The organism is Actinospica durhamensis (genome assembly GCF_018139695.1).
Lineage (GTDB): Bacteria > Actinomycetota > Actinomycetes > Streptomycetales > Catenulisporaceae > Actinospica > Actinospica durhamensis.
In genome coordinates, this window is sequence record NZ_JAGSOG010000191.1 from 1 (window position 1) to 17,408 (window position 17,408).

A 17,408-nucleotide genomic window follows, 5' to 3' on the forward strand; every position below is an offset into this window, starting at 1 on the left:
GTGGGGCCGGCCGGGTCGAGACCGAGGATGAGGTCGGCTATCTGCTCGGGGGCCTCCTCGTGCGGCTGGTGGCCGTAGCCGTCGAGCAGCTCCAGGCGGGCGTCGAGGGCATCGGCGGCGAAGCGGGCCTCGGCCTCGGCGTCGGGGAAGTCCTCGTCGGCGGTGCCCATGACGACCAGCGTAGGCACGCCGGCCGCCTTGGCCCGCGGAAGGAGCGCCTCGGCGGCGTCGTGGGAACCGGCGCACATCCGGGCGAAGACGGCGGCCCGCCGGCGTCGACGGCGGCGCGCATGGCGGCGTAGTCGGCCGGGCGCTTCGGGAACATGTGCGGGAACCAGACCATCCACAGGGGGCGGGTGAGCGCGGGCCTGGTCATCAGCGCGGCCAGGGCCTTGGCGATCACGTTGGGGGCGGGCAGGCTGCGCACGAACGGCCCGGCGAGCACGACGCCGCGCAGCAGTTCGGGGTGCTCGGCGGCGAGGTGGACGCTGGAGGCGGCGGTGTAGGAGTTGCCGTAGAGCAGCACCGGGCCGGCATCGAGGTGCTGGATGAGCGCGGCGAGGTCGTCGGCCGTGGCGGCGGAACTGTAGGTGTCCCAGCCGGTGTCGGACTCGCCGAGCCCGCGGTAGTCGGTGGTCACGACCCGGTAGCCGGCCGCGAGCAGGAGCGGGGTGAGGTGGCGGAAGGTGGCCCGGACGGTGCCCATGCCGGGGGCGAGCAGGACGACCGGGCCGGTGCCCTGGTCGTCGTAGGCGATGCGTCCGACGGTGCCGTCGGGGCGGGTGATCTCGAGGTGGCGGGTGGCGGCGGTCGGGGCGGTCAGCGTGTTCACGAGCGTTCCCTTCATTGGCGAAGTCCGATAGCCATAAAGCTAATGCAGTTAGCTTTGCTCGTCAAACGCCCTGCTCCAAGGCTTGGCCACGCGTCGTCGACACTCCGAGTCAGGTGGTTTCCCCTAGGGCCCGTGTCCTCCTGTGGAATGACCCGCGCACCGCAACTTCCCCCTTCAGGACCCTAGGCACGGCACTTTTCCACCCACTACGTTGGCGTCTGCGGGTCGGCCCGACTCGTCGCCGGCTCCACACCGACGACGACGGAGGAAAAACCGTGGCGCGACGAATACGCGCGGCTGCGCCGCACCCGGGGCGACCGGGCGCGGGGCGGGCGGTGGTCTTCTCGGCCCGCGTGGGTGCGGGGCACGACGCGGCGGCGGACGAACTCGCACGGCGGCTGCGCGGGGCGGGCCTCGAGGTGGAGCGGCGCGACTTCCTCGACCAGCTGCCCGGGCCGCTCGGCCGACTGATCTGCGACTCGTATCACAATATGCTGTTAGCGGCGCCGTGGACCTACCAGGCGCTCTACGGGGCACTCGACCGCTCGCGCGCACTGTCGCTGCAGGTCTCGCTGATCTCCGCACTCTCCATACGCCGCATGAGCGACGCGATCGGCACCGATGCGCGTGTCGTCGTGTCCACCTATCCGTTGGCCAGCCAGGTGCTCGGCCGGATGCGGGCGAACGGTCGGCTCGACGCGCCCGTGGTGACGTATCTGACGGACTATTCGGTACACCGGCTGTGGGTGGCCGAGGGCGTGGACGCGCACACCGCGGTGCACGACATCGCCGCGGGCCAGGCCAGAGTTCTCGGTGCGGCGCAGGTCGTGACGGTGGATCCGGCCGTGGACCCGCGGTTCGTGCGGCGCGGGCCGGACTCGCGGGAGCGGGCCAGGAAGCGCATGGGCCTGCCCGCGCACGGGCGGCTGGCGTTGCTGGTGGGCGGGTCGTGGGGCATCGGCGCGATCGATGAGACCGTGCGCGATATCGCCGCGACCGGCCTGGCCGAGTGCGTGGTGGTGTGCGGCCGCAACGAGGAGCTCAGGCAGCGGCTGATCGAGCAGGGCATCAAGCACGTCTACGGCTGGGTCGACGACATGCCCACGCTGATGCACGCGTCCGACGTGCTGGTCCAGAACGCGGGCGGCATGTCGGTGTACGAGGCCCGCGCCTGCGGCCTGCCGGTCGTGACGTACCGGACGCTGCCCGGCCACGGCGAGACCAACGCGCAGTCGCTCGACGAAGCCGGTACGGCCAGGTGGATCAAGGACGCGGCCGACCTGCGCGGCGCGCTGGAGCGGGCTTTCGCACGGGCCACGCCGGACCCGGTGCCCGAATTCGCGGCAGACCCGGTTACCGTGATCCTGGGTGTGGCCCCGCAGCGTCCGACTCCCGCGTCCGGGAGCGGCGTCGCGGCCACGGCCAAGGACGCCCGGCTGCCGCGGCAGCGTGAGCGTCGCTCGCGGGTGGCCCGGTTCGGGCGCTCCGCGCAGGGCGAGGCCGACCGGGTCGGCCGGGAGACCGAGACGAGAGGTGCGGCGTGAGCAGGTTGGCGACGTTGGCCAAGTACACGGCCGGTCTGGCCGCGGTGGGAGCGGTGGCGCACGCCGCGCCGAGCGTCACCAGCCTCGGTCCCGTGCGCGCGACGCTGTGGCCGCGGCTGACCGGTATCGGTGACCCGGGGCACGTGGCGCTGACCTTCGACGACGGACCCGACCCGGCCTCGACCCCGCTGTTCCTCGCCGCCCTCGACGAGGCCGGTGTGAAGGCCACGTTCTTCCTGCTCGGCACCATGGTGCAGAAGGCGCCCTGGCTGGCCAGGGAGATCGCGGACGCCGGGCACGAGGTGGCGCTACACGGCTGGGCTCATCGTGCGCACGTGGCGGTGCCGCCCGCACAGACCTTCCGCGACCTGCGGGAGGGCCGGGACGAGGTCGCCAGCGCGATCGGGCAGGCCCCGCAGTGGTACCGGCCGCCCTACGGCGTGGCCACGGCCGCGACCTTCTCGGCGTGTCGCAAGCTGGGCCTGCGCCCGGTGCTGTGGAGCGCGTGGGGCCGGGACTGGACCGCGAAGGCCACACCGGAGTCGGTGTTCCAGACCGTGGCCAGGGACCTGCGCGGCGGCGGAACGGTGCTGCTGCACGACTCCGACTGCACCTCGAAGCCCGCGTCGTGGCGCTCCACCCTCGGCGCGCTGCCGCTGCTGCTGGCGCACTGCGCCGAACAGGGCTGGCGTGTCGGCCCGCTCGGCGAGCACGGACTCACCCAGGGCGGCGCGACCCGCGCGAGTCTGGTCGACGCCCAGGCCTAGGTTCAGGCCCCGGTTCTGGTTTCCCAGCACCGGTCTGGGTTCAGGCCTCAGTCCAGGTCCAGGCTTCAGCTCAAATCTCAGGTCCAGGCCTCGGCCCAGATCCAGGCCGGCGCCGGGATCAACGCCGGGTCAGATGCCGGCTTCCCGGCGCACCTGCTCCATGTCGAGGTCGCGGGCCTGCTGGATCAGGTCCTCGAAGGCCGGCTCGGGCAGCGCGCCGGCCTGGGCGTAGAGGACCACGCGGTCGCGGATGACGAGCAGCGTCGGGATCGCCGAGACGTTGAAGGTCGCGGCCAGGTCCGGATGGGACTGAGTGTCGACCTTCCCGAACAGGATGTCCGGGTTCTTCTCCGAGACCCGCTCGAAGACCGGGGCGAACTGCTTGCACGGCCCGCACCACTCGGCCCAGAAGTCGACGACGGTGATGCCGTCCCGGTCGGTGTTCTCCTCGAAATTGGCGGGAGTGAGTTCCAGCGTCGCCATCGGTGATCCTCCTGTCGATTCACACCAGCCTAATCGCACGCGGCTCTCCCGGACCAGCGCAGTGCGGCCGTGGGCGCAGTGGTGGGCGCGGCGGCGCAGAACGCGGCGCACGGGCGCGTACGCGTCGGCGGGCGGGGTGGCGCGACCGTGGCGCGGCATGGGTGGGACGGACAGAGCGAGTGGTGGCGCTCCAGGTGGCGCGGGACGCGTGGCTCTGGTCGGACCCGCGGCACGAGTGGCGGCGGGAGGTCGGCGGACCCGCCGCGTAGGCGCTACAGTCGGTTCCACGGAGCCGACCCAAGGTGATCATCGAGGAGTTTCAGTGCCCGTGCTCACACCCGCTCCCACCGCCCGGCGAACCGCGACGGTCCCACGGCAACGGGGGGTGCGTATGACGACCGAGCCGCAGCCGGCCCCGACGGGGCCGCGGGGATGGCGCGGATTCGCGCGTCGGGCCATGGAGGAGAGCCGCGATCTGGAGTTGATGCACCGTGCGCTCGGCTTCGCCGCGCTCGGTCTGGTCACCCTGATCCCCCTGCTGCTCGTGGTCTCGGCGGCGGACCCGGTGGGCGGTCGCGCCTTCCCGTCCTGGCTGGCCGCGGCGCTCGGGTTGTCCGACCGCGCGGCCCAGGAACTCATCCCGGTGTTCGGCCCTCCGGGTCAGGCGCTGTCCGCGACCACGGCCCTGGGCCTGGCCGGGCTCGCGGCGTTCGGACTCTCCTTCGTCTCGGCCATCCAGGTGGGGTTCGAGCGAATCTGGGCCCTGCCGCCGGCGCGGCTGATGAGCGTGTGGCGCCGCGTGGTCTGGCTCGCCGCGCTGATCGGCTTCCTGCTGGCCGCCGCCGACACCAGCCTGCTGCAGTACGGCACCTGGGTGCGCACGTTGATCCAGACGGCGGTGGCGACGGTGGGCTCCACGGTGTTCTTCTGGTGGACCGCCAGATTCCTGTTGGCCGGCCGGGTGAGCTGGATGCTTTTGCTGCCCGGCGCGATGTTGACCGCCGCCGGACTGGTGGGTCTGCGCCTGTTCTCCGCGATCGTCTTCTCTCCCCTGGTGGTCTCGAGCGCCGCCGCGTACGGCGCGATCGGTACCGTGGTCGTGCTCACGTCCTGGCTGATCGGCATCGGCTTCGTCGTGTTCGGCGGCGGCCTGATGGGCCGTCTGCTGATGGAACACACTGCGGCCTGACGATCAGATCAATACTCCAGGCGGTGGAACTTCCCGCTGGAGCTTGCATAGTCTTGCAGCCGCGCTGACGATGGATCTCAGGCCCCGGTGAGGGACTGCGGACTTCGACGGCGAAACTGACGACTTTTCACCCGAATCGACGATCAGTAGAGCTGATACTCCCTCACTGTGATTGGTTACTCTTTGCGTTGATAAGATCGCGACGGGTGAAGGGAGCGGGGGATGTCGCAGTCCACAGCGGGCGGCGCGCAAGAGCCACAAGCCACCACCTCAGGTGGCTCGGCCGCCGACGAGGCGGCCACGGGATTCACGACGGCAGAACTCACATCGACACAGGCCGCGCAGCGGCTCACGGATCAGGGTGCGCAGAGCGCCGCGGAGACAGCCGTGCATGCGGTCGCCTCCATGGCCGAGGACGGCGCGCCGTCCACGCGTGGTGGCGGGTCGCCAGACGATGCGCCCCTCACACACCACGAATCCATCTCGTCCGAAGTCGCAGCACCCGAAGCCGTCGCGCCGGCCGGCGTTCTCGCCTCGGCCGATGCTCCGGCGCTGGGCAGTGCTCCGGCTCGGCCCGGCTCCGCGGACGTGTCCTCCCACCTCAGCGAACTGGACACCGACCTGCTCCCCCCGCCGCATCGCGGTGAGGCACCCGAGCCGGAGTCCGGAGGCGCGGGGACCTTCGGGCTCCCGCACCCCACCTCCGAGTCCACGGCGACATCCGATTCCGCCGCCGCACCCCGTCCCGCGGCCGCGGCCGCTGCGGCAGCCCACGTTGCCGCTGCGGCTGAATCGACCGCCACTCCGGACTCCGTCCCCGTCATCCCGAACCCGACCTCGTCTTCGTCCCCGGCGTCGGCGTCGGCTTCGTCCCCGACCTCGACCTCGACCTCGACCTCGGCCTCGACCTCGACCTCGACCTCGGCCTCGGCTTCGACCTCGACCTCGACCCCTGACTCACTCTCGCCGACCGCCCCTCCGACCGCGTCCAGCCATGCATACGCCGCGCCGCTCGCTTCCCCGAGTCGGCCCGCGTCAGCCGGCGAGCGCGCGCTCCCCTCATCCGGCGACTCGTCGTCCTCGCGATTCGGCGCCGGGCCACTCAGAGTTCGAACATGGTGGCGCGCGTTCCCCCTGTGGGAGCGGCGGGCGCTGGCGGGTATCGTCGCATTCGCCGCGCTGATGTACGGCTGGGAGGCGGCGCACGCCTCGTACCACGGCTTCTACGCGGTCGCCGTCAGGTCCATGACGACGGGTTGGCGCGCCTTCGTGTTCGGCGCGCTGGACCCCAACGCCTCGATCACGATCGACAAGATCCCCGGCTTCCTGTGGCCCCAGGCCCTGAGCGCGATGGTGTTCGGCTTCCATGCGTGGTCGCTGGCACTGCCCCAGGCGGTTGAGGGTGTGGTCGCCGTGGTGGCCCTGCACTCCGCGGTGCGCCGTTGGGTCGGCCCGGCGGCCGGTGTCACCGCGGCCGGGATCTTCGCGCTGACGCCGGTGGTCGCCTCGCTGTTCGGGAAGGTGCTCGAGGATGCCGCGCTGACCTGCCTGCTCGTGCTCGCCGCGGCGGCGTGGCAGCGGGCCGTCGAGACGGGGCGGCTGCGTTCGCTCGTGCTCAGCGGCGTCTGGGTCGGCCTTGCCTTCCAGGCGAAGATGCTCCAGTCCTGGGCCGTGCTTCCGGCGTTCGCGCTCGTCTACCTCATCGCGGCTCCGCCCCGATTCCTGGTACGGCTGCGGCACACGCTGGTGGCCGGTGCCGTCTGTCTGGGCGTGTCCCTGTCCTGGGTCATCATCGCGACCCTGACTCCGGCGGCCGACCGGCCCTACGTCGACGGATCGACGAACAACAGCGCGGCCGCGATGGTCTTCGGCTACAACGGTCTGGCCCGGTTCGGCTCGGTCGGGGTGTCCGCGGCGGGCACCGGGAGCGTGGCGGCCACGCAGGGCGCCCGGTTCGGCGGCGGCTCGTCCTCCTCCGGGTGGCTCAAGCTGCTGCAACACGACCTCGCCTCGCAGGTCGGGTGGCTCTACCCGGTCGCGCTCGCGGGGATCGCGTTCGGCCTGTGGCGACGCCGCCGCGGCCGCACGGATGTGGCCCGGGCCGGCACGCTGATGTGGACCGGCTGGCTGTTGCTGACGGGGCTCGCCCTGTCCGCGGGCAGCGTTCCGCACTCCACGTACGTGGTCGCGCTAGCCCCGCCGCTCGCCGCGCTCTCCGCCTTCGCGCTCGTACGTACGGTGGCGATGTACCGGGCACCGCGGTCGACGAGGGAACGCCTCGCACTCCCGGCGCTCACGGCCGTGACCCTCGCGTGGGCGGTGCATCTCAGTGCCGCGTTCCCGCGCTTCCTTCCGGGTGTCGCGTTGCCGCTCTCGGCGGCGGCGGTCACCGTGGTCGCGCTCGCCGTGGTCGTGGGCCGGGCCACCGGGCGTCGCAGCGGGATGACGCGCTGGTCGGCAGGACTGTGCTGCGGGTTGATGCTGGCCGTGCCGGCCGCGTGGTCGGTGTCGGTGTTCGACCCCGCGTATGCCGGAAGTTCGGGCAACGCCAACGCCGGCGGATACGAGGGCGGCATGCACTTCGGGCTCAGGACGGCCAAGCAACCGCGCCAGGCCACCCGTACGACTCACCAGGGGTTCAATCCGTTCAACCCCCCGACCACACTGGACGCCGCTCAGTCGCGCCTCCTGGCGTATCTCGCGGACCATCGCGACGGCGCCAGGTACCTCGTGGCGACCGAGTCATGGGGAGCGGCCTCGCCGTACATCCTGATGGACGAGGCGGCGATCCTGCCGATGGGCGGCTTCTCGGGCAACGCGAGCTTCCCGCAGCCGCAGCAGTTCGAGTCGATGATCAAGACCGGTGAGATCCACTACGTGCTGCTCACGGGTCAGGGCATGCGCTTCCGCGGTACTTCCGCGGCGGCCTCGCCTGCGACGTCGGGGCTGCGCGAGAAACCTCGAACGCCCGAAGCGCGTTCGGCGTCCTCGTCCGCCTCGTCCACGGCCGGCGGCGAGTCGGATCTGGCCCGCGTCGCGACCCTCGTCAAGAAGTCGTGCCACCTGGTGCCGACGTCCGCATACGGAGCGGTCCAGCAGGAGACCGCCCCCCTGTACCGCTGTGGTTGAGACACAGCGCGCTGATTGACATCTGCACAGTGCGAGAAGGAAGAGTACGAGAAGAAGGGCACGAGGGAGCCGGCTGAGCGCGGCTCTCTCCTGAAGAAATGCCAGGTCCGTCGCGGCGAGTCGGCGTTTGCCCCAACTCACAGCGACGGACCTGGCACCTCAACTCGGCTCTGGGACGTGCCCCAGCGCTCGTCCCAGGGCCGAAACCGAGCGGATCAGGCCCCGAGGTGCGGCACCGGGTTGGCCGGGATCACGCCGAGCTTGCCCTTCTGGTAGTCCTCGAAAGCCTGGACGACCTCTTCCTTCGTGTTCATGACGAAGGGGCCGTAGGTGAAGACGGGCTCGCGGATCGGCTGGCCGCCGAGCAGGAGCACGTCCAGGTTCGGCGTGCGGTTGTCCGGACGCTCGGTGGCGGCAAGGGTCAGGCTGTCGCCGTCGCCGAAGACGGCGAGCTGGTGCGCGTCGAGGGGCCGCTGGTCGGTGCCGACCGTGCCGCGACCGGACAGGACGTAGGCGAGCGCGTTGAACCGGGGGTTCCACGGCAGCGTCACCTGGGCGCCGGGGCTGAGCGTGGCGTGGATCATGGTGATCGGCGTGAAGGTGGAGCCCGGGCCGCGGTACTCGCCGACCTCGCCGGCGATCACCCGGATCAGGGCGCCGCCGTCGGGGGTGGTGAGCAGGGTCGCCTGCGGTCCCTCGATGCTCTGGTAGTGCGGCGGGTTCCACTTGTTGGCCGCGGGCAGGTTCACCCAGAGCTGGATGCCGTGGAACAGGCCACCGGACATGACCAGCGACTCCGGCGGCGTCTCGATGTGCAGCAGTCCGCTACCCGCGGTCATCCACTGGGTGTCGCCGTCGGTGATCACGCCACCGCCGCCGTGCGAGTCCTGGTGGACGAACGTACCGTCGATCAGGTAGGTCACGGTCTCGAAGCCCCGGTGGGGGTGCCACGGCGTGCCCTTCGGCTCGCCGGCGGCGTAATCGACCTCACCCATCTGGTCCATGTGGATAAAGGGGTCGAGGGCCTGCTTGGAGACTCCCGCGAAGGCGCGGTAGACCGGGAAACCCTCCCCCTCGAAACCCTGCGGCGCGCTGGTCACGGCTCGCACCCGGCGCGGCGTGGACGCCTGCGGGTCGGGCACGGGGACGCGCGGAAGCTCCAACAGATTGTCGGTGGTTACGGCGGGCATCTCGGCCTCCTCGGATCGGCTGACGCGCTCGCGGTGCGCGGGCGCTCAGTTAGTTGAACATTAAACCATCCCGCCGCATTCCGCCAGCCGCGACACCCGTGCAGCGGCCGCCGATCGCGACCGCCACACCTCGAAACCCCGGCCCACCAGGCCGGTCACAGTTGGTCCTTGGGCAGGCCTTGCGTGTCCCTCCAGCACGGCCCCCACAGCCGGGGTCCCGGTCGGTCCGACTTGCCACCAGCAGCCCGACACGACAGCAGCCCGATGCGCTGCCGCCGCAGCACTTACCGCCAAGCCCGCCACCGCCCGAGTCGCCGCACGACTGAGCCCGCCACCGCACAGGTTCACGTCGCGGCTATGACCACCGCCCCCATATTCGTACGGCCAAGACCACCGCCGCTCGGGCAGTTCGACCAGGCCCGCCACCGCCCAGGTTCACGCGGTCACGACTCCCCCGCTCCAGCACGTGCGAACTAGTCCGACGCTCGGGTACGTACCTACTCCCGAGGCCTAACGCCGCGTGGGCACATACGAGCCGGTCCGACGCGACCCGGGTACGTACGACCAGGTCCAACGCCGATCGGGTTCGCGCGCCTCCGCACCGGCAGCCCGACACAACGGCGGCCAGGGTTACCGCCCCTCGCCCCGCCGCCGCTTGCCACCACCTGCGCGTACCACTATCTGCGCTGCGCGTGCCGCCGCTTGAACCTGGCACGCGCCCATCGCCACCGGCCTAGTGGGGCCGAGGACCACCGCCACGTGCCCCACCGCCGCCTGCTACTACCGGCGCGTGCCGCCGCTTGGGCCTGGCACGCGCCCATCGCCACTGGCCTAGTCGGGCCGAGGACTACCGCCACGTCCCCCGCCGCCGATTGCCCCGCCGCCGCAACTCGCCACCGCTTGGGCCCGTCAGGCGCCCGTTGCCACCGGCCTGGTCGGGTCGTTGGACCACTGCGACCAGGAGCCCGGATACAGCACGGCATCGATACCGGCGACGGCGAGCGCCGCGATCTGGTGGGCGGCGGTCACACCGGAGCCGCAGTAGACGGCCACCTCGTCCGACTTCTCAGGGTTCACGCCGAGCTCGGCGAAGCGGGCGCGCAACTCAGCCGGGGACTTAAAGGCGCCCGTGTTGGTCAGGTTCTCCGTGGTCGGTGCGCTGACGGCGCCGGGGATGTGGCCCGCGCGGGGGTCGACCGGCTCCGTCTCACCGCGATAGCGCTCTCCTGCCCGGGCGTCGAGGAGCACGCCGTGCGCGGGGAACTCGGCCGTCTCGTCGATGCTGAGCACCGGGAGGTGCCCGGCCGAGAGCTCGACGTCGCCGGGAGCCGGCTGGGCGGGCTCGGTGTCGAGGCCTTCGAGAGCGTGCCCGGCGTCGGTCCAGGCGCGCAGGCCACCGTCGAGCAGCCGGACGTCGCTCAGCCCGGCCCAACGCAGCAGCCACCAGGCCCGGGCGGCGGCGAGGCCGCCGTTGTCGTCGAGGACGACGACCGAGTCGCCGTTGTTCAGGCCCCAGCGGCGCGCGGCAGCCTGCAGGTCGGCCGGGTCGGGCAGCGGGTGGCGCCCGTCTGCGGGAGTGGCCGGCGCGGCGAGGTCGTCGTTGAGGGAGACGTAGACCGAGCCGGGTACCCGGCGGGCGAGGAAGTGCTCGTATCCGTGCGGGTCGCCGAGCACCCAGCGCACGTCGAGCACGACCGGGCGATGCTCGCTTTCCAGTTGCGCGTGTAGATCTGCAACGCTGATCAGAATCTCGGCCATCGGTAGCTCCCGCACTCGCCCAGAGGTCACTGTTCTGCCGTGGAGGCGTGCGTGACCGCAGAACGCGTGACGCGTGCGCGCTACCTCGGCAGGCGCGAGCTTAGCCGAGAGCCGAATCCGGAGGTGATCGACGAGACCGCGCGACCGCGTGTCTCCGCAGCGCCGGCCGCGAGGCGCGCTCAGGGCACCAGCACAGCCTCACGGAGGCGCTCGAGATCGCAGCCGAGGCCGCTCATGAGGAACTCCTCGACCGACCCGTACCGCTCCTCGGCCTCCGCGAACGCCGCGTCGAGGTAGATCGGGCGCACTTCGATCAGCGGCATCAGGGGCTGGCTCTCGCCGAGCATGAGGCGCAGCATCGCGATGAGTTTGGCGCGCCCCTCAGCCCCGCGGCCGGTACTCGACCGCTCGTTGGTGAGCAGGTAGTCGGCGTAGACGTCGGCGCGGTCGACGCCGAGACCCGACAGGACGAGCGCGGCGAGCCAGCCGGTCCGGTCCTTGCCGGCGGTGCAGTGGAAGAGTACCGATTCGCCGCGCCCGGCCGTGTCGGCGATCAGGTTGAGCGCGCCGGAGAACGCGCTGCGGCTGGATTCGTCGACCACGAACTGCCGATACATCTCGACCATGATCTTGGTCAGCGCATCCTCGTCGAGGGGCTCGGTGTCCGGGCCGGCGCCCATCATCTCGACGAGCACGGTCTGCGTGACGTCCGTTGCGGGCAGGTGAGTCCGAGGGCCGGTCCACGGGCCGGAACCGAGCCGGGCGGCCTCGGCCTCGCCACGCAGGTCGATCACCATGGCGACGCCGAGTCCGCGCAGCACGTCGAGGTCCGGCTCGGTGGCGTGAATCAGTGCCTCGGAGCGCAGGAGCGTACCGAACCGGACCATCCGTCCATCGGCGCAACGGTATCCGCCCAGGTCTCGGGCGTTCGGCACGCCCTGTAGGCCGAGGTCCCGGCCGGCCTCCGTCATGAGTGTGCTCCCGTCGCTCTGCTGGTCCAATCCTGCCGGGACCGACCATACCTGGCACGACGCGAGATACGGCCTAGCCTGAGACAACCACTGTCACGTCGTCAGATCCGCCGCGGGGTATGGATACCGAGGAGACCCAGCCCCTGCCGCAATGTGCGACCGGTCAGATGGGCCAGGGCCGTCCGGTTCTCCCGCTGCGCGTCCGAGTCCGCCTTGAGGATCGGGCAGTTCTCCCAGAAATCGCTCCAGGCCTTCGCGAGCTCGAACAGATAGGTGCACAGTCGGTGCGGCTCGAGGGTCGCGGCCACGTCCTCGATGACCCCGCCGAACTCGTCGAGCGCGAAGATCAGCGCCCGCTCCGCCGGTTCGATCGGCACGTCTACGTTGACCGTCGGCATCCGGTCCGCATCAGCGCCCTTCAACTCGGCGGACAGCTTGCCGAGCACGGAGTTCACCCGGGCGTGAGCGTATTGGAGATAGACGCTCGTGCGGCCGTTGAGAGAGACCATCCTGGCCGGGTCGAAGACATAGTCCTTGATCCGGAGGTTGGACAGGTCCGCGTACTTGACCGCACCGATACCCGCCGCCTGCACGACGGCGTCGAACTCGGCCGGCTCGAGTAGCGAGGCCCGCTGTTCGAGCGCGGCTCCGGCAGCGGCCACAGCGTCGTCCAGAAGTTCGGACAGCTGTGGCGTGTCGCCGGACCGGGACCGGAAGGGCCTGCCGCCCGGGCCGAGCATGGTGCCGAAGGCGACGTGCTCCACGGTCACCTCGTCGGTGAGCCAGCCGGCCCGCCGAGCCGTGGCGAACACCATCTTCAGGTGCAGCGCCTGCCGGGTATCGATGACGTACAGGATCCGCTGGGCCTTCAGTTCCTTGATCCGGTACCGGAGCGCGGCGAGGTCGGTGGCCGCGTAGCCGTAGCCGCCGTCGGACTTCCGTACGATCAGCGGGAACGGCTCGCCCTTGGCGTCCTTGAACTCCTCGAGGAAGACGCACAGCGCTCCGTTGGATTCGGCGATCAGGCCCATGCGATCGAGCTCCGCGACGACTCCGTCCAGCATGGGGTTGTAGAAGGATTCGGGCACCACGTCCTGCGGGGTCAGCAGTACCCCGAGCCGCTCGTAGACGTCCTGGTACGCACAGGTGGAAAGCTCGACCAGCTTCTTCCAGGCCGCCCGGGTGACCGGATCCCCGGCCTGCAGCGCGACAACCCGGTTCCTGGCCCGTTCGGCGAACGCCGGATCAGTCTCGAACGCGGACGTGGCCGCCTTGTAGAGCACGTCGAGCTCCTCGAGACTCACCCCGTCGAGCGCGGGCGTCGACGGATCGCCGGTGGCATCGGCACTCGTACCCCCGAAGAATTCGGGATGCTCCACGAGGTACTGGATCAGTCGGCCGAACTGGGTTCCCCAGTCCCCCAGATGATTGACCCTGATGACGTCCGCGCCCGCGTGGGTGAGGACCCGGGCCAGGGCGTCGCCGATCGAGGTGCTGCGCAGATGCCCGACATGCAGCTCCTTGGCGATGTTCGGCCCCGAGTAATCCACGAGAATCCGCGCACCGGCGTGCCGCACGCCGACGCCGAGCCGGTCATCCGCGAGCCGCGCCGCGACCACGGACCACAGGGCCGGGTCGGCGACGTTCAGATTGAGGAATCCGGGCCCTGAGACCTCGGTCGAGGCGAGGAGGTCGCCGTACGGTCCGTCCGACCGGCCTTCGAACTCAAGCCCGTCGAGTTCGGCCTTGATCACCCCGGCCAGTTCCCGGGGATTGCGGCCCGTCCGCTTGGCCAGGTCGAGCGCGACGGCGGCCTGGAAGTCGGCCCGCTCGGAGCGGCGCACGACGGGGTCCACAGCGTCGAGGTCTCGGGGCAGCGCGCGCCGCACGGCCTCGGCCGTCTTCGCACCTACCTGGGCCTTCACACTGATGAACTCCGGCATCGCCGGGGACCTCCTCGCACCTGGACGTGACCGCGGAGCCGTCCGTCGCGGCCCGCTTCGAGCCAGGTTAGACGCAGGGAGGCGACGTCCACATCTGGTTATCGCTCCGCCATATCCGCGGATCCGTCGCTATAGCGCACCTCATCCAGGGAGCCGCGTCGTTATCGAGGAGCTTCATGAGGTCGTTGTCGAGCAGCTTCATGAGAGAGCCGTCGCGGCGCCGCCCGACGCGCCGCAGGACTACAACGCGGCCAACTGCTACGCGATCAGGCGCTTTCGCCGCTCTTGTCACCGCGCACAGCCAGGTTGGCGACGATGCGCGTCAAGGTCGGCACCGGCACATCCCGCAGCGCAGCCGCGCGCAGTACCGCGCCGCCGATCGCGTCGAGTTCGATGGAGCGGCCTGCCTCGGCGTCACGCTGCATGGACGATTTGGTCGTCTCCGGGAAGGCGCGGTGGAGCCGCACCACATCGACCAGATCGACCTGGGCGCCGTTCGCGCGGGCCACGCTCACGACTTCCTCGGCCACCGCGTACAGCTCGTCCGAATGCTCGGAGCGCAGTTGGCCGACGGTCATCCCGTATCGGGTGGTCATCAGGGACAGCGGGGTGATCAGGCTGAGTTTCGCCCACAGCATCGAGGTTTCGTCGTCACGGACCCGGACGGCGAATCCGGCGTCCGCGAATACCAGCGCGGTCTCGGCAAGCCGGCTCTGCGAAGCCGTGTCGCTCGCGAGTTCGATATCGGCGAAGGCACTGGAGTGCTCGATCACGCCCGGGGCCAGGCGGGTGGACTCGACGCGAATCGTCGCCGGGGCGACGAGGTGCGCCCCGTATCGGTTGCGCAGGAAGGCGGGGTGTTCGCACCCGTTGAGGAACGGGACGATCAGGGCGTCTCGAAGCGCGGCGGGGTCGATGCGGTCGAGCGCGTCGGGCAGCGTGGTGTGCTTCACCGTGATCAGGCACAGGTCCACCGGCTCCCGAAGCCGGGTTTCGGCTCGCACTGCGACGGCGAGTTCCCCGAACCGCGTGCTGCTGACGCGGATTCCCTTCTCACGCAGGATGTCCGCGGTGGACTCCCCCGCGATGCAGACCACGTCGTGGCCACTGTGCGAGAGCGGGGCGGCGAGCAACCCGCCCACGCCGCCCGGACCGAGCACGGCGATGCGCAGGGGATTTCGAGGCTCCTGGTTGTTGATGGCCTCCACGGAGGTCCTGGGGGCGGCGAGGGTGACGGCCGTGGGAACGGCAGCCGCGGAGATGGCGCCGGCGTCGGCACCGGTCGGGGCGACGGCGGCGGGAGCAGCAGCGACAATCGCAGGGCTGGAGGCGGCAGCGCGAACAGCAGCGACAGCCGCAGCGGCCGGGCCACCGATGGGAGCAGCAGCGACGACCGCGGAAGTGACGGCGGCTGCGGGAGCAGCGGTGTCGGGCGCGGGAGCGGGGGTGCCGGCGGGGACGACGGCCGCAGAGACAGCGCCCGGATCGACAGCGACGGCGGGAACGACAGCGGGCGTGGCAGCGGGCGTGGCAACAGCGGCGGCGGCAGTGGCGATGTCAGCTTCCTGCATCCCGCCAGCATACGCGGCGCACGCGTGCGTTCCGGGGTAAGTGTGCCGATTCGGCTGGTGGCGCCGCATGTTCGCGATCCGCTGCGGCCAGCAGACACCGACAGTCGGGCGGCTTGCGGCTTACTCGTGCGAGCAGGTGAGCGGCTTACGGCCTACTCCGGTGCGAGCAAGTGAGCGGCTTACGGCATACGGCTTACTCCAGTGCGAGCAAGTGAGCGGCCTACGGCCTACTCCAATGCGAGCAGGTGAGCGGCTTGCGCTTCGAGGGTGCCGGGCGGGTTGCGCCGGTGCGAGGGGCCGCTCGGGAGCAGCCTCAGCAGCCAGTACACGGCGAAGGCGCGCCGGAACACGCGCAGACGCTCGCATTCCGCGGAAGTCATGCTGAGGTGGGCGAACAGCCGCTCGGCGTCGAGGGCCGCCGCATGGACGACGGAGATGTGTTCGACGAGGGTGGCGAGCTCGAACATCGGGTCGCTTCGGCCGGAATCCTCGAAATCGCCGACGTAGATCTTCTTGCCGTCCCAGAGGAAGTTGGCCAGATTGCCGTCGACCTGCCCGAACACGGTCGGCACCGGCCCGCCGAAGGGGCGCTCCGCCTGCTGCGCCCACGGTGAGGCCGCGAACGCCGTCGCGACCTGGTAGGCCTTCGCCACTATAGGTTCGGTCTCTGCTCCGACACCGCCCTTGCGTATCGCCTCTTCCACCATGCGCGACAACGCCGCCTGCGTGCGCTCGGGATCGAAGTTCGGCTTTGCATCAGCGAGTTCGCTCTCCGGGACGCTCGCGTGCATCCGAGTCAGTGCGTCGGCAAGGGCGCGGACCTGTGTATCCGTCAGCGGCGCGGCGCCGAGCGGTTCGCCGGGCAGCCTCGACATCACGATCGTCGGCGGATCCTCGGCGAACCGCGCCTCGATCGGCTCCGGCGCCAGCCCGGGCGCGTAGCGCGCGAGCAGCGAGAGGCCACGCCATTCGCGCAGGTGCTCTCCGCGCTCCCAGTCGACGAAGCGCTTGACCACGCGGTCGCCGTCGAACGTGAGCTCGTGTGTCGTCGCGTGCGTGGCCAAGACGTGTGCTCCGTTTCGTCGGACTTGGAGTCGTCGTCAGCTCTGCGTCGCCACGTCGATCAGCGCACGCAGAGCGTCAGCGTGGCCGTCAGCTCTGCGTCGTGCCGTCGATCAGCTCACGCAGGATGTCGGCGTGGCCGTTGTGCTGCGCGTACTCCTCGAGCATGTGCAGCATGACCCAGCGCACGTCGACCTCTCCGATCCTGCGGTGTACGCCGACGTCGTCGAGGTCGAGCTGCTCGTAGATCGCGCGGCTGCGCTCGCAGGCGGCGAGGAACCGGGTGACGTCCTGCTCCAGCGTCGCTCCGTCATCCAGCAGGAAGTCGCCGTCGCGGCGGTCCGGGAAGCCGAAGGGCGCGGGTTCGTCGCTGCCCAGCAGGACCGTGACGAACCAGACGTGTTCGACCTTCGCGAGGTGGCGCACGAGGCCGTGCAGCGTGTTGAGTGAGGGCACGACGCGGCGGTCGGCCTGCTCGTCGTCCAGACCGTCGACCTTCGCGAGCAGCTCGGCGCGGTGGAAGTCCAGCCACTCGGCCAGCGCGAGTCGCTCAGGTGCGACGGTGCGAGGTTCGGGAGACGGCTTGAGGGGCGAGGTGAAGGTCATCTCAGTCCAGTTTCCTGTGTGCAAGTGTCCGGTCGAGGCAGGGCGAGGCAGAGACGGGGCGACTGGGCGACGGGGCGCACATCGGGACGCTGATCCGGACCTACCACTCGATCAAGATTCTGTCAGTCTCGGCCGATCTAGGACCACACTCTGGTCTCGGACCACTCCGACTCTGGTCTGGGAGCACCTCGGCCTAGGCCCACCTCGCCTGGGACGGCTCCGACCTAGGACCGAACTTCGGTCTTGGACCACTCCGTAGCGGGACAGGGACCGGGCGCACCGGGGACCGCACCCGCTGGGGACCGGTTCCGCCGGAGAGTCGGGTCAGGGCGGAGGGGTCTCGCCGGAGCCGCGGGGCACCAG

General features: G+C 70.6%; 13 protein-coding genes. 4 read left to right on the plus strand and 9 right to left on the minus strand.

All coding sequences use genetic code 11. The annotated features are described in order from the left end of the window. Positions 1–37: 37 nt before the first annotated feature. The gene (locus tag KDL01_RS28470) at positions 38–832 is read right to left on the minus strand and encodes an alpha/beta fold hydrolase (RefSeq protein ID WP_212531714.1); all 795 of its coding nucleotides are present in this window, start codon (positions 830–832) and stop codon (positions 38–40) included. Positions 833–1,107: 275 nt separating this feature from the next. Here KDL01_RS28470 and KDL01_RS28475 point away from each other — a divergent pair, with 275 nt between their 5' ends. Beyond that, entirely contained in the window at positions 1,108–2,376 is a 1,269-nt protein-coding gene (locus KDL01_RS28475; RefSeq protein ID WP_212531715.1) for an MGDG synthase family glycosyltransferase, read from the plus strand. Next, positions 2,373–3,143, plus strand: coding sequence for a polysaccharide deacetylase family protein (locus tag KDL01_RS28480; RefSeq protein ID WP_307846641.1), 771 nt, complete (start codon positions 2,373–2,375; stop codon positions 3,141–3,143). The genes KDL01_RS28475 and KDL01_RS28480 overlap by 4 nt, the downstream gene beginning before the upstream one ends. Before the next feature lie 129 nt (positions 3,144–3,272). Here KDL01_RS28480 and KDL01_RS28485 read toward each other — a convergent pair whose 3' ends face one another. Next, positions 3,273–3,626 (minus strand): thioredoxin family protein, encoded by a 354-nt coding sequence (locus KDL01_RS28485; RefSeq protein ID WP_212531716.1) that lies wholly within the window; start codon positions 3,624–3,626, stop codon positions 3,273–3,275. A 457-nt stretch (positions 3,627–4,083) separates the two neighbouring features. On the opposite strand from KDL01_RS28485, the gene KDL01_RS28490 reads away from it, so the two are divergent. Both KDL01_RS28490 and KDL01_RS28495 read left to right on the plus strand, forming a co-directional pair. Next, a complete protein-coding gene (locus tag KDL01_RS28490) occupies positions 4,084–4,815 on the plus strand; it encodes a YhjD/YihY/BrkB family envelope integrity protein (RefSeq protein WP_212531717.1) in 732 nt (243 codons plus the stop codon). Between the two features lie 222 nt (positions 4,816–5,037). Then, positions 5,038–7,944, plus strand: coding sequence for an ArnT family glycosyltransferase (locus KDL01_RS28495; protein WP_212531718.1), 2,907 nt, complete (start codon positions 5,038–5,040; stop codon positions 7,942–7,944). A 215-nt stretch (positions 7,945–8,159) separates the two neighbouring features. Here KDL01_RS28495 and KDL01_RS28500 read toward each other — a convergent pair whose 3' ends face one another. From KDL01_RS28500 to KDL01_RS28530, 7 genes are all read right to left on the minus strand, one after another. Next, positions 8,160–9,134 carry a pirin family protein gene (locus KDL01_RS28500; RefSeq protein ID WP_212531719.1) on the minus strand — a complete coding sequence of 325 codons (975 nt, stop codon included), beginning with the start codon at positions 9,132–9,134 and terminating at the stop codon, positions 8,160–8,162. Positions 9,135–10,043: 909 nt separating this feature from the next. After that, entirely contained in the window at positions 10,044–10,892 is an 849-nt protein-coding gene (locus tag KDL01_RS28505; protein ID WP_212531720.1) for a sulfurtransferase, read from the minus strand. A 179-nt stretch (positions 10,893–11,071) separates the two neighbouring features. Continuing rightward, positions 11,072–11,863, minus strand: a complete 792-nt coding sequence (locus KDL01_RS28510) for a tyrosine-protein phosphatase (RefSeq protein WP_212531721.1) — start codon at positions 11,861–11,863, stop codon at positions 11,072–11,074. 101 nt (positions 11,864–11,964) lie between these two features. Continuing rightward, positions 11,965–13,806: an arginine--tRNA ligase gene (argS, locus tag KDL01_RS28515; RefSeq protein WP_212531722.1), complete on the minus strand. Its 1,842-nt coding sequence runs from the start codon at positions 13,804–13,806 to the stop codon at positions 11,965–11,967. 266 nt (positions 13,807–14,072) lie between these two features. Next, positions 14,073–15,377 (minus strand): ketopantoate reductase family protein, encoded by a 1,305-nt coding sequence (locus tag KDL01_RS28520; protein ID WP_212531723.1) that lies wholly within the window; start codon positions 15,375–15,377, stop codon positions 14,073–14,075. A gap of 227 nt (positions 15,378–15,604) precedes the next feature. Beyond that, on the minus strand, positions 15,605–16,441 hold the full coding sequence (locus KDL01_RS28525; RefSeq protein ID WP_212531724.1) for a phosphotransferase family protein: 837 nt from the start codon (positions 16,439–16,441) through the stop codon (positions 15,605–15,607). An 88-nt stretch (positions 16,442–16,529) separates the two neighbouring features. Beyond that, entirely contained in the window at positions 16,530–17,045 is a 516-nt protein-coding gene (locus KDL01_RS28530; protein WP_212531725.1) for a DinB family protein, read from the minus strand. Positions 17,046–17,408: the final 363 nt, after the last annotated feature.

What these genes read in the sequence shown, in the direction of transcription:
- KDL01_RS28485 (WP_212531716.1), bottom strand. Translation starts at nt 3,626, where the DNA reads ATGGCGACGCTGGAACTCACTCCCGCCAATTTCGAGGAGAACACCGAC.
- KDL01_RS28490 (WP_212531717.1), top strand. Translation starts at nt 4,084, where the DNA reads ATGGAGGAGAGCCGCGATCTGGAGTTGATGCACCGTGCGCTCGGCTTC.
- KDL01_RS28495 (WP_212531718.1), top strand. Translation starts at nt 5,038, where the DNA reads ATGTCGCAGTCCACAGCGGGCGGCGCGCAAGAGCCACAAGCCACCACC.
- KDL01_RS28500 (WP_212531719.1), bottom strand. Translation starts at nt 9,134, where the DNA reads ATGCCCGCCGTAACCACCGACAATCTGTTGGAGCTTCCGCGCGTCCCC.
- KDL01_RS28505 (WP_212531720.1), bottom strand. Translation starts at nt 10,892, where the DNA reads ATGGCCGAGATTCTGATCAGCGTTGCAGATCTACACGCGCAACTGGAA.
- KDL01_RS28510 (WP_212531721.1), bottom strand. Translation starts at nt 11,863, where the DNA reads ATGACGGAGGCCGGCCGGGACCTCGGCCTACAGGGCGTGCCGAACGCC.
- argS (WP_212531722.1), bottom strand. Translation starts at nt 13,806, where the DNA reads ATGCCGGAGTTCATCAGTGTGAAGGCCCAGGTAGGTGCGAAGACGGCC.
- KDL01_RS28520 (WP_212531723.1), bottom strand. Translation starts at nt 15,377, where the DNA reads ATGCAGGAAGCTGACATCGCCACTGCCGCCGCCGCTGTTGCCACGCCC.
- KDL01_RS28530 (WP_212531725.1), bottom strand. Translation starts at nt 17,045, where the DNA reads ATGACCTTCACCTCGCCCCTCAAGCCGTCTCCCGAACCTCGCACCGTC.